Origin of the sequence: Enterococcus sp. 4G2_DIV0659 (genome assembly GCF_002140715.2) — a bacterium.
In the GTDB taxonomy this organism is placed as follows: domain Bacteria; phylum Bacillota; class Bacilli; order Lactobacillales; family Enterococcaceae; genus Enterococcus_L; species Enterococcus_L mansonii.
Genome location: NZ_NGLE02000001.1, coordinates 798,809 through 812,099 on the forward strand (window position 1 = coordinate 798,809; position 13,291 = coordinate 812,099).

The following is a 13,291-nucleotide window of genomic DNA, read 5'->3' on the forward strand; positions in this document are numbered from 1 at the left end:
TGTTCACCACTCCTTAAATTTCAATCACTAAATTTTTCTTCGCTAAACAAACGGACACTTGATTTCCAGCGGCTTTTTCAGCTTGTTTTTTCAATTCCTCCAACGAGCCATGTTGAGGTAAATGAGTCAGAATCAGTTTTTTGACATTGGCAGCTTTTGCAATTTCTCCAGATTCTTTTGCGGTAAAATGTGCGTGATGCTTCTCATTTCCTTCGAACAAATAAGTGTCAGCCAAAAATACATCTGCATCTTTTGTAAAATCAATGAAACTTTCTAAATAACCGGAATCCCCTGTAAAAACAAATACTTTGCCCGTTTTCTCTTCTACAAAACGCATCGCATAACATGGAACTGGATGGATTGTTTTCATAAAGGTAACAAGAAAAGGACCTATTTTTAATTCTTCCGCTTCAAAATAGGGAACTGCTTTTGACACACCAGGCATATTCAGTGCTTCAAAATGAACAGAATCATCTGTATGTCCATAAATCGGCAAGATAGGAGTCGGCTCCATCACTGGATACAATTGGCGATAATACTGCAACACTCCTAGATCAGCGATATGATCGTAATGATAATGAGATAAGATCACGGCATCTAATGTTAATGGATCAAGATGCTCTTCTAAATTGACTAAGGTTGTGCTTCCAGCATCTAACAATAGCTTAAAACCATCTGATTCTAGCAGGTACGAACTGGTTCCTTCGCCTTTATATGGATACGCACCAAGACAGCCTAAAACGGTTATTTTCATCAGTTTCAACCTCCTGAGTATTTTCAACCTAATGGTAACATAAAAAAGGAAGATAGCGACAATTATTTACATAACTGAATAAAAATTTCTCGTCAGTCTATTGTCATTATCTTCCTTTTTTAATTTAAAATAACTATAATTCTACTTGAAACGGTCAAGCAAAAATCTATGATAGGAATAAAGAATAAAAAGAAACTCATTTGTCCTTCAACAGATCCTTTTTTTATGGTCCATTTTCTATCGTCCAATTGATTTTAGTCGTATAAGCAATTTCTTTTAATATTTTTCCAGGCATAACTTCTAAATTCAATGAACGCGATGATTCAGAAAATAGGATACCGACCTCTCGCTTATCACTTTCTTTTGAATTAAATACTTCATTAGCAACTTGGCTATTGATTGGTATTATTTCATGTCCTATCTCTTTTACATATAAGCCTAATCCTGATTCTTTTTCTCCTTTTGCATTTTGAAAAAGATCTGTCAACTGAGCAGTTAAGCGCCATTGATTTTTGATAATTCTAGTGTCTTCTATCGTTAGCTCAACCGCTTTTTGTTGCATGATGTTTTGTCTTTTCGATTTAATCGTTACTTCGCCAAATGAAATATCTGTCGAATGCTTTTTAATACCTAATGTACCAGGTAATAAGGTCATTGTTATTTTTTTAGTTATTGCTCCGATACTTAATGATAATTCATAGGTTCCAGCAGCTTTTTGTACAGATGTCTTATCAACAGAAATCAATCCTTTTCTTTCTTTAGCGGTTGATAATTCCCAAGCATTCCCCTTACTATTCGCTAAAATAAATTCTATCTGTTCTTTTTCTGTGTCCGGATAATCTACCGCTAGTGCACTAAAGCTTTCACCATAAAGCATGTACGTGCCATCTTTCACTACATCTGGACTTTCTACTAGAAAAGGAACCTCAATAGGTGTTTTATTCTGCGCCTTATCCATTAACTCAACTATCGCAGTTGCTCGACCTACTTTTGTTAAGTCTGGCTCTTTAATCAGCATTTTTGTAACAGCTTCAGAACCTGCATTGTCATAGATATTCTTTATCATAGTAGAAACATTCGGAATCTCTGATCCTATGCTTACATACTGAAGAATAGCTTCAGCACTAGGTGGAATCGTATCTTTTACTTGTTGAGTGTTCGAGAATACACTTGTATTTCCTCCACCATCAGTTGCAGTTACTTCGTAATTTTTATAAGGTATTAATGGTTTTCTCTCTTCCGGAATACGGAGGTCAAAACGTCCCTTGTCATCAACTTTTCCTGTTAAAAATACAACATTAGTCCCTGATTCGTACAGGTTAATTGTGGCATTGGGTTCAGCATCTCCTGAAAATGAACTAGATATATCAGCAACTGAATCTAACTTAGGTGCTTCTGGAGGAGTCGTATCTTGTACCGTTTTAGTCACTGTAGCAAACTTCCCGTTCAACATACTTTTAACTTCAACTTTTTCTCCTGCTTTAAAATAAGAATCTCTAGGTAATCTATAACTAAACGCCCCATCATTATTTGCACGAATTTGATAGTTGCTTGTATCCCCTTTGACTTCTGAACTCAATTGCCCTTCTGGTAAGGAAGCACTACCTGAAAAAGATAGGAAGGCGTTAGGATATGTTTTCCCCACTAAAGTATAACTTTCCTGTTGTTCAGGATTATCAACTAACTCTCCTGTTGTTATCGTTACATTGATTTTATTTAATAGTGTTTGCGCTTTTGTTAACACATTTTCTAGGCTCATCTTGTCAGTCGGGGTTAGAATACTATCAAAGTCTTCTACTTCTTTTTTTAACTCTTTTACCATTTGAGTTGTTGTACTTAGTTTTAACTCCTTTTGTTCAACATTTATAAACAATCCATTTATTCTATCTTTCAATGTTAGCCACTCATTTGTGACATCTTTATAAGTTATATCGGATATAAACCATCGTGCATCAGCATATACACCATCTGCTTCCCCGTCATAAGGAGCTATAAATTTTTGTTGAAACTCATAATTTTTTGTTTCAGGGGCTTTAACTGTATGTACAGCGTTGACCATTCCTTTAGCCAATTCTGAGTTATTGGCTGACATAATAAACTTTTTCCCAGATATTCCAACAATATCCATATAACCAACATCATGATCATAATTGGGCAGAGCTGTTCTATAACTTAGTTCGTACTTAGCCTTAAATTGATAATAACGTCCTTTCTCTAAAGGAACAGTTTGACTAAGCTTTGCCGTGTACACTCTAGTCTTCCAAGTCTGAGTCCATTGATCATAATAATTACCGTACGACTGCTCCCATATCCATAATCCAATTACATCAGTACCTGGTTCAAGTCTTATATATCCTTTACCAAGGTTAAAATCGATCTTAGTTGCTGAAAGATCATATGATTCTTTATAGGTAACATCACTGTTTATAACATATGTTGTTTTTTCGAATGTCACTTTCCATTTCGAGCTATCTAAAAAAATATCATTGGTGGAACGTGTTTCAGCGTTCACTTTATCATTCGAATAAGTTGTAAGTAAGTAAAAACAAAAAAAGAAAAACATTATGTATAAGCTACTTTTAACTATTTGCTTCTTCATTGCTTTCCCACCTTTTAGCTATTCTCCTTCCATTATACATCAAATATTCATTAAAATTTTATCCATTATTGATCGATAGTCATCCAAAGATGAAGACTGAACTTGCAAAATTTGTGTTTGTGAATGCAAAATAATCTCCAAAAATTGCCGTTTTTACGTACAATTTTTGGAGATTTATTTATATATTATTTGTTTACTAAAGACGCTACCTTCTCTTCACGTGCAGTATCGTAAAAACTTGCAATAGCTACATCATGATAAGGGATCACCCATAATAGCCCAATACCTAAAACTAGAATACCAACAATAAACCAACCAATAAAGGACAGTTGTAATAATAAATATTGACCGAAGCGACCTTGCATTAAATATAACGCATATTTGAGCGCATCACCTACAGATAATTCCGGATCATCGATTTTGACCCAAACTGCAAATTGGAATACACCGCTAATAAATACACCTGCCAAGATCATTAGCAAACCAAAAACCACTAATAGTAGACCTAAAAGAACATTTCCAGCAATCTGATTTTGAAATTGTTCTACTGTAACAGTATTAAACATTAATCCAAAATACAAAACTGTTCCATAAGATAAAAGAACTGGTAGTAAAACGACTAGATTAAGCACTAATTCAACTAAATATTGAATCAGATTAATGACTAACATTGGAAAATAAAATTTTCCTTGAAACATAGTCGCAAGCATTGGCGATCCTACCTTTTTTCCACGTAAAACTTGTAACGCACAGTAATACGTTCCATAGGTAAGTGCAAAAAAGACGCCGTTATTCAATAAAAATGATACCAGACTACTTCCAAAACTCTCCTGAGGAAAATTAACGATATTGCCAACAACAGAGCCAATAATGAAGCGGATAAAAACTGCTAAAAATGTAATCCATGCCATAGCCCCCCAATTATCGTTCAAAGAAATACGAGCCTGTTCTCGATGTTTAGCATTTGTAATTTGACTTTTCATATCATGTAGCTCCTTATTTTAGTACTCGCGAATTTTCGCAACAGTATTTTTATCTAATCGTTTAACAACCTCTGTCACTAATTTAACTGTATTTAAATAATCATCTTCATGGATCATCGATGTATGTGAATGTAAATAACGTACAGGTACAGTAATCGCTAAGGATGGTACACCATTTCTAGTTAAATGCATTCTTCCAGCATCAGTTCCGCCACCTGTAATCACCGTATATTGGAAAGGAATATTATTTTCTTCTGCTACCTGAATCACAAAATCTCGTAATTTTTTATGTGGAATCATCGATGCATCAAAAATCAAGATTTGTGGTCCTTTCCCTAATTCTGAATCGGCCTCTTTAGGCGTCATTCCTGGTGTATCACCTGCTGTGCCAGTATCTAAAGCAAATGCAATATCTGGATCAACTAGGTGAGTACTTGTTTGTGCCCCGCGTAGACCAACTTCTTCTTGTACATCACTACCAGCAAATAAAATATTTGGATGACCTTCTAACGCTAGATTTTCTAAAACTTTTAATGATACAGCCGTACCAATTCGATTATCCCACGCTTTAGCCAACATAAATTTAGTATCATTCATCCGGCGATAGTCAATATATGGTGTGATCATATCACCAGGTTTTATGCCCCACTCGGCTACTTGTTTATCGCTAGATGCACCAATATCGATAAACATATCAGCGACATCATAAGGTTGTTTTCTAGCATCTGGTGTTAAAACATGAGGTGGTTTTGAGCCAATTACACCATGGAATACTTTTCCTTGTCCTGTTTTAATTTGTACTTGTTGGGCTAACATCACTTGTCCCCACCAGCCACCAAGGGTTTGGAATTTGATAAATCCTTTATCCGTAATTTGTGTCACCATAAAACCAACTTCATCTAGATGACCTGAAAAGAAAATTTTTGGGCCTTCTTTGTCACCTACACGTTTTGCTATAATACTGCCTAAGCCATCGTACATAATTTTATCTGCAAAAGGTTCAGCATATTTCTTAAATAACTCTCTAACTTCACCTTCATTACCAGGTACACCTTTAGCATTTGTAAGTTCTATTAACATTTGTTCTTCTTGTTGATTCAATTCATAGATCCCCTTTCTAGTATAAACTCTATTGTATTATACCATTCATCATTCATTATAAATAAAAAAGAACAAAACAAACATTAAAAAGTTTGTCCTGCTCTTATAAAATCTGTTATGGATTTAGCTCATCTGGATTTTTTTGTTGCCATTCTTTTGAATAAAAAGATTCGTCTAATGTATATTTTGGTTGTTTTCCAGATTTTTTTTCAAGGAATGGTGCCACATATTGATCCGTAGCCAGCCACCCTCGCCATCCCAAATGAATCGTATCAGCCATAAAATATTTCGTATCACTTTCTTTCGTGAAATCTGCAATATTAGTAAAGCCTTGACTTTCCAATTGATATTTGACTTTTTTCGCAAACCCTTGAAGCATTTCTTGTGACAGGCCTGTGAAGTCTGTCCAATGCTTATTGACTGGCGGAATAATAAACAACACCTCCGCATTATCTTGAGCGAGTTGACTAAGAACCAATTGTAAATCGGAAAACTCTGGAGAAAAACGATAGTCCCAATCTTTTTGGGAATTTTCCAAACGATGTAAATTCTTTTTCACTCGTTTATTATAAAACGAATTAGAAATTTCAAACTTATTATTATTTGTCGCTTTTTCACCAATCGTTACAGCCAATTGATCTAGATCAGCGTCATTGTATGTTTCAGGCAAGCGTCTTTCAGCTTTTATTATAGCCTGTTCTTTACTTATCATGCCAATTTTACCAAATAACTGATCTTCTCTTGAAAACATATTGACCATCAAATGAATATAATCTTTATCTGATGTATTTGGTAACTCACCAGTTTTAATACTGCTTAATGCATTTGTTAAACGTTTGTCTTGTTTCACTTTAGGAAAATCTAACAAGCGCTGAGCCAAATATTTATCGTCTTCTGTAATTATCGTCAAGTTATTAACCCATTGGTAGGTTTGTAAATCAGAAAAATACGCATTAAAATAATCATTGGTTACGCCATGTTTAACAAACCACTGAGGAGAAAGGATAAAAACAACCTTTTTATGAGAAAGGCTTTCTCCCATAGATTGCATCATCATTGCCTGAGTCAACGATTGGGTGCCTGGTGCCCCCAATAAAAATGGACGGTAACTTCGATCATATTTCGCTGCTAACGCTGCTGGATGGAAGGAACTGATGCGACTCAATTCAGAAGAACCAAAAAATGGAACGTATTCTTTTGAAGCTATAGCCTTATTTTTAATTGCATTTCCTTTTAACACATTCGTTGCCATAGACGTAGAAGCGTCTGCTAAAACCTTTTTACTGTCTAGGTCTATTTTGAATGGCGCAAAGAAAAAAACGATAAGCAACAATACAGATAATACAATCGGTCCGAAAATGCCGATAATTTTTTTCTTCATACTCATTATTGCAATGCTTTCACTTGTTCAATAATCTTATTAGGTGTATTCCACTGATCTCGGTCAAATTCTGAAACAGGTACTTGTACACCTAATTGTCCGTCCACTTCAACTAAAAGCTGAACAGTTGCTAGTGAATCCATCAGGCCTTCTTCAAAGAGATCTACTTCTCGATTTTCTTTAACTTCATCGGTCCCTGTGATTTCTTCTAAAATATCTAAAATCGTTTCTTCTATATTCATGTTAGTGTTCTCCTCTATTTTACAGCCTTGACTGTATTTTATTTTTATCACTATTTCTATTTAAAGAATAATGTATCTAAAAATCCTGAAAAAATCAAGAAGCTAAAGCAAACTGCATTAAAAGTTAAGAAAATCGCAAATGCATGAGTGAATTTATTGGATGGAATTTTTTCTTTATGTTTCTTCTTAAAACGAAGCCAAGCATCTGTTAAACAGATCAATGTCGCGTGATACAATCCATAGACAAGATAATACCAGGTTAATCCATGCCAAACACCCATAAGCAAGAATAAGGCAAAGTAACCAACATTAGAAGCAACAATTCGACTTTTGAACACTTTCTTTTTAATCAATGCAAACATCAAACGCATGTACACATAATCACGGAACCAAAAAGACAGGGTCATGTGCCAACGATTCCAAAACTCCTTGATGTTCCAGCTTAAAAATGGTTTATTGAAGTTGACAGGTGTATCGTACCCCATCAAATAACTCGTTCCAACAGCAAATAAACTATACCCAGCAAAATCAAAGAATAAGTACATACTATAAATATACATATAAGCAACCAATTCCCAAGTCAGTCCACCTGTTTTCTCCGCACTTTTTGCAACAACAGGCATCAACACTTGGCCAAAATAATAACCAATAATAAATTTATATAAAAAGCCAAGGAAAAAATTATGAATACCTTTACCTAAAAAATCAACATATTTTTCAGGTGTTGGTGGATTTTCCACATCTTTTTCAAAGCGACGATAGCGATCAATTGGCCCTGATGAGATTGTTGGAAAGAATAATAGAAATTCAATGTATCTAAACATATTATATTCTTTAATCAAACCATCTCGTGTTTCCATAATGATTTGCACCGATTTAAACGTCAAATAAGAAATACCTAAAAATCCAAACAATGACGTATGTCCTGTTACAAAAGGCAGTACTTTATATAAAAACAATGGTAAAATTGCTAAAAAAACCGCCAAATAAAAGACACTACTAGCATTTTTCTTTTGTCGATAGTGGAAATAAAACCAAACCAAAATCGTTTGCCAAAAAACATAAATAATCAGCGCAACACCTTGCTTCCAACTTTCACCGCCAAAACTAATATATAAAAACACTAATGTAATCAACACTTGATACCAAGACCAGCGTTTTCCTTTAGTTAATAATGTAATGATCATCGGCGCAAGAGCAATCAATAAATAGATAAAATAAATCGGATTCGCATAAGGAATCATATGAGGAAAATCGATCATGTCGCATTCACCTCATTCATCAATCCTTTGCGATCAATCTTTCCATTTGCAGTAAGCGGTAATTGTTCAACGTAAATAAATTTCTGTGGAATCATATAATCCATCACTAGATGGCTCAATTCTTCTTTGATTGCTTTGGTCAATTTGAATTCTTTCTCAAACTCATGAGGATTAGCAACGACAAAAGCAATTAGTTGTTGAACTTTATGTTCCTGATACTTAGGTACAACCGTTGCTTGTTTCACATACGAAACTTCAGCCAGATGATGATCGATCTCTTCTAATTCAATACGATATCCGTGCAATTTTACTTGAAAATCAATTCGTCCATCATAAATCAGCATACCATTACTTAATTTGCCAGCATCACCCGTTCGATAAGCAGGTTGCCCCTTGTATTCAAAGAACGCTTCCGCTGTTTTTTCTGGGTTATGCAGATACCCTTTAGATACACTTGGACCTGCAATAACAATTTCTCCCACCTCACCAGCTGATAGTTCCTGATCACCAGCCATGATGTAGACAGTCGTATCTTTTTTTACATAGCCTATTGGTACACGATTGTACGTATCTAATAAGTCTTTCGTTACTTCAACCCCTGAAATAGCTACAGTCGCTTCTGTTGGACCATACGTATTAAAAATACTAGCATTCGGGAAACGTTCAAGTAATTTACGTGCTGTTTCTTTAGGCAACTCTTCCCCACAAAAAAGAAAGACCTTTAAACTCGCTGCATGTTCTCCATCAAATGTTGGTTCCATCAAACAAATATCCATAAAGGATGGTGTCGAAACCCAGACTTCAATGTCTAAGGTAGGTAAGGTTTTAAACAATTGTTTAAAATCATTGATTATATCTTTACGTAAAGGTGTTAATGATCCTCCAGAAGCTAATGCTGGATATAGATCCATGACTGATAAATCAAATGAATAAGGCGCTTGGGATAAAAAGCGCATGCCTTCTGAAATACCAAAGTCAGACAATTCCCAATTAACAAAGCTCAAAAGATTAGTATGACTGATTTGAACCCCTTTAGGAACACCTGTTGTTCCAGAAGTAAAAATAATATAATACGTTTCTGACCCTGCCACAGGGTTTAAATCATTTACAGGCACTGTCTCCATGCAAACTGTTCGCAATCTTTCTAAAGAAATAACCTCAGCCGTCGTAGTTATCTCCGGCCATTCTTTAATAGAAAAAATTACTGCTGGCTTTGCCACCTCTAGAATCATTTCAACTCTGTCTTTTGGTGTATGAGCTTCAATTGGAATATAAGCATGACCTGCTTTTGATGCACCTAAAAAGCAGGCAAGCATTTCAACTTCTAATTCTCCATAAACAACTACTGGACGTGATCGCTCCACATGTTCTTTTAAATATGCGGCAATTGCGTCAGAATCTTTTTTTAATTCTCCATAAGTATAGGTTCTATTTGATTCAATATAAGCGGGGCGCTCAGCATCCTTCATCCCCCAACGATCGATCGTTTCAATAATATTTAAAATCGTCATGAAGTATCTCCCCCTTAAAATTCATTATAAATAAATGTTCCACCATCAATATTTTTATAGTGATATAAATAGATTAACACTAACAATATTACAAAATAAAAGACGGTTCTGCCAATAAATTTTCCCCAATATTGTACATTGGGGCGATTAAAAAAATTGCTCATGTTATTATTGCCTCCAAAACTCATATAATCATATTCAAATTTTAGTACTGTCATTGTAATCAAAAAAAAGAAGAAAAGAAACATAATCTTTTGATTACAGCCTTTTTTCAACTAACAGTTTTGTCACTTTCATAGAGAAAGAAGGTAGGACACAGTCAAACCGTTTTGCGCCACCTTCTTTTACGTAAAATTACTGTTAAAAAACAATCTGTTACCGATCTTTCCCATGAATAATTCGAGAATAAATCGCTGATGTTAAAAAATAATAAGCTAAATAAATTAAAATCAAGATCCCGCAAGCAAGATATGCCAACCAATAGCCAGAACTTGTAATAATTTTGCTAAATACATACACTGCAAAAGTTGCATGTAAAACACCAATAATCATCGGTGGGAAGAAAATGATACTATTTTGCTGATAAACAAGTTTGGTGATTTCTTTTTTAGGAATACCGATTTTCTTTAACAAATCATAACTTTCTTTCTCTCTTTCAGCTTCTGAAAACTGTTGTAACATCAAGATACTTCCAGTAATAATCAATGCTAAAATACCCAAGAACATGGCAACGTAAATAAAGACGCCCATTGCTCTTCGTTGATATCGTGATTCCGAAAAACGATTCGTATAATTTAGCTGCCAAAATTCTTGTTCGTTATTTTCTTTAAACTCATCAGAATTTTTATCATCAACTTGTTGAGTTGTCTTCGTTGTGTAGCCTTCTATTTGATTATTGATCAGTTTATAATCATAATACACAGGTGATATCCATTGCGGTTTCACTGCATCAGCTAATGTATTTGCTAGTGACTCTTCATCTTTTGTATTAACATTAAAAGCCATTAACGTGTAATCAAGACCTGTGTTTATTTTTTGAAACTGTTCATCAGAAATAATTACTGTTGGAAAAGTATAACGCAATAAATCTTGACCCAAATAATCGGATCGTATTTCAGATACATGAAAAGTTAAGCCACCTTGAATACGAAACTTGGAATCATAACGAACAAAGCCGCCTAACACATTCTGGATACTATCTAAAATAACTATATCATTCTTGTTTTTTAGCTCAAGATTTTTTAAATAAGGATTTATTTTTTGAAATTCACGATAATTTGATAGCGCCAATAAATTGATTGGACTTAGCGTAGGTTGATTTTGTTCCTGTCCAATTTTAAGATGAAATTGACTGCCCGTCAACTTATATCTTAATTTAACTACCGAATCGATAGTTGTATCCGGTTCCTTTTTAATTATTTGCTCTACTTTTTTAAAGCTGTCCTCAGCCACAATAAAATCTGTTGGTGCTGTCACATTGACTGAATTCATTCCAATCGTATAGGCCGATGCTGCTCCACCTATCATTCCCAATGCAATCGCAATGAAAACAGTAACAGAAGACAAGGTATTACTCCCTCTACGGATATGAATTTTCGTATTTCCTAGTGCCAGCATGTTTAAATTTCGATAATAATTGGATTTATCTTTTCCCAGTAAATAAACAACCAAATAAATTGTATGCTTAAAAAATAAATACGTCCCCAAAATACAAATAGCCATAATGAACAGCGGTGCTAATAAAAAACCTGCCGAACCAATTTTCGTTCCCATCAAAAAGGTCGCAAAAGAGACAACTTGATAAGATAAATAATAGCCTGCTCCTATAAATAGAATACCTAGTATGCCTAAACCAACGCTTATGATAGACAATTTATTTAGGTCTTTATTGCTTTTTTTTAGCAATTGGAATAGCTTGGATACTCGATAACGATAAATTAACCAAGTACTTCTAATCGATACCACTAAAAGCATAAAAACAAAAGCAATGCTTGTTTGAATCATCGAAGGAATTGAAATAAAAAAAAGACTTTCTACATGTAAAAACATCGCTTTTGCAAGTATCATTGAGAAAAGTTTGGAAAAAACAATGCCTAAAATAAGCCCAGTTACCAAAGAAACAGCACCTAAAATTAACGTTTCAATAAAAAATAAAAAGGATATTTGTCCTTTACGCATACCAATTAAATGATAGAGCCCTATTTCTCTTTGCCTTTTTAATAGGAAAAAATGATTCGCAGCAAACATGAAGCCTAAAATCATGATAACGACCAAGCCGCCGCCTAAGCTCATAGCATTATTGATATGGACTTCTTGACCTGCTCTGCTAATCAAACTTCTATTATATGTAATAGCGCTAAAACAGTAATAAACAACTACAGCAAATGTCATACTAACAAAATAGACCAAATAGTTAAGGAATTGCCCTTTGAAATTTTTCCATGACAATCTAAAAATCATTGACACGGCCACCTCCGCCAATCGTTGCTTGCATATCAATCACTCGATTAAAAAATTCTTTTCGAGAACCTTGACGGACAACTTCTGAAAATATAACACCATCTTTTATAAATAAAATCCGATTACAATAACTAGCTGTGTAAGGATCATGCGTAACCATCATAATCGTTGCATCATCTTGTATGTTCATATTTGTCATATACTGAAGCAATTCTGCTGCTGATTTAGAATCCAGGGAGCCTGTCGGTTCATCAGCAAAAATAATCTTAGGTCTTGTGATTAACGCTCTAGCAGCAGCAACTCGTTGTTTTTGTCCAACAGATATCGTAGTTGGGTACGCAGTTAGAATTTGATCAATGCCTAATACATCTGCAACATGAGATAAACGTTGTTCAATTTCTTTTAACGGCATTCGATCAACAGCTAAAGGCAACATAATATTATCTTTGACATTTAACGTGTCCATTAAGTTAAAATCTTGAAAAATAAATCCTAATTCTTTACGTCTAAAATCACTGACCTGATTGTCTCGCATCTTTAATATATCTTGACCAGCAATTCGAACACTACCTGTTGTTGGTAGTGTGATGGTTGAGATCGTATTCAGTAAGGTTGATTTTCCAGCTCCACTAGGTCCCATAATACCGACAAATTCACCTTGATCAACTGAAAAAGAAACGTTATTCAATATTTGTACTTTGTTATTTCGATAACCATAAGACTTACTCAAATGGTTTACTTCTAAAATTTTTTTCATAGTATTCGCTCCAGTTTATTCATTGTCTTCATTCTACCAATATTTTATGTGGCTGAACATCGTTTCTACTTACAATTAAGTAATACTAAAAAAAATTAGGATTCTTTTATTTTTCTCAAAAGAATGTTGTGATAATTTCTACAAATCTTTTAGGCAATTGTTTTCACAGGTTTTCATTTCTAATAAACACTACATATAGTTACAAAACCAATATTATTTTTAAATGTCACACTATATATAG

11 protein-coding genes are annotated in these 13,291 nt (G+C 34.3%); all 11 read right to left on the reverse strand.

Annotation, left to right across the window (positions count from 1 at the left end):
* Positions 1–13: 13 nt before the first annotated feature.
* Positions 14–754, reverse strand: coding sequence for an MBL fold metallo-hydrolase (locus A5880_RS03760; RefSeq protein ID WP_086331868.1), 741 nt, complete (start codon positions 752–754; stop codon positions 14–16).
* 223 nt (positions 755–977) lie between these two features.
* Positions 978–3,353 carry an Ig-like domain-containing protein gene (locus A5880_RS03765; RefSeq protein WP_086331869.1) on the reverse strand — a complete coding sequence of 792 codons (2,376 nt, stop codon included), beginning with the start codon at positions 3,351–3,353 and terminating at the stop codon, positions 978–980.
* A gap of 185 nt (positions 3,354–3,538) precedes the next feature.
* Entirely contained in the window at positions 3,539–4,336 is a 798-nt protein-coding gene (locus A5880_RS03770; RefSeq protein WP_086331870.1) for a DUF975 family protein, read from the reverse strand.
* Positions 4,337–4,354: 18 nt separating this feature from the next.
* Positions 4,355–5,416 carry a M42 family metallopeptidase gene (locus A5880_RS03775; protein ID WP_086331983.1) on the reverse strand — a complete coding sequence of 354 codons (1,062 nt, stop codon included), beginning with the start codon at positions 5,414–5,416 and terminating at the stop codon, positions 4,355–4,357.
* Between the two features lie 136 nt (positions 5,417–5,552).
* Positions 5,553–6,824: a D-alanyl-lipoteichoic acid biosynthesis protein DltD gene (gene dltD, locus A5880_RS03780; protein WP_086331871.1), complete on the reverse strand. Its 1,272-nt coding sequence runs from the start codon at positions 6,822–6,824 to the stop codon at positions 5,553–5,555.
* A complete protein-coding gene (gene dltC, locus A5880_RS03785) occupies positions 6,824–7,060 on the reverse strand; it encodes a D-alanine--poly(phosphoribitol) ligase subunit DltC (RefSeq protein WP_086331872.1) in 237 nt (78 codons plus the stop codon). Before dltC ends, dltD begins: the two co-directional genes overlap by 1 nt.
* Before the next feature lie 56 nt (positions 7,061–7,116).
* Positions 7,117–8,322: a D-alanyl-lipoteichoic acid biosynthesis protein DltB gene (gene dltB / locus A5880_RS03790; RefSeq protein ID WP_086331873.1), complete on the reverse strand. Its 1,206-nt coding sequence runs from the start codon at positions 8,320–8,322 to the stop codon at positions 7,117–7,119.
* Positions 8,319–9,833, reverse strand: coding sequence for a D-alanine--poly(phosphoribitol) ligase subunit DltA (gene dltA / locus A5880_RS03795; protein WP_086331874.1), 1,515 nt, complete (start codon positions 9,831–9,833; stop codon positions 8,319–8,321). Before dltA ends, dltB begins: the two co-directional genes overlap by 4 nt.
* A 14-nt stretch (positions 9,834–9,847) precedes the next feature.
* Positions 9,848–9,997: a teichoic acid D-Ala incorporation-associated protein DltX gene (locus tag A5880_RS03800; protein WP_086331875.1), complete on the reverse strand. Its 150-nt coding sequence runs from the start codon at positions 9,995–9,997 to the stop codon at positions 9,848–9,850.
* Positions 9,998–10,208: 211 nt separating this feature from the next.
* Positions 10,209–12,293 carry an ABC transporter permease gene (locus A5880_RS03805; protein WP_086331876.1) on the reverse strand — a complete coding sequence of 695 codons (2,085 nt, stop codon included), beginning with the start codon at positions 12,291–12,293 and terminating at the stop codon, positions 10,209–10,211.
* The gene (locus A5880_RS03810) at positions 12,283–13,050 is read right to left on the reverse strand and encodes an ABC transporter ATP-binding protein (protein WP_086331877.1); all 768 of its coding nucleotides are present in this window, start codon (positions 13,048–13,050) and stop codon (positions 12,283–12,285) included. The genes A5880_RS03805 and A5880_RS03810 overlap by 11 nt, the downstream gene beginning before the upstream one ends.
* Positions 13,051–13,291: the final 241 nt, after the last annotated feature.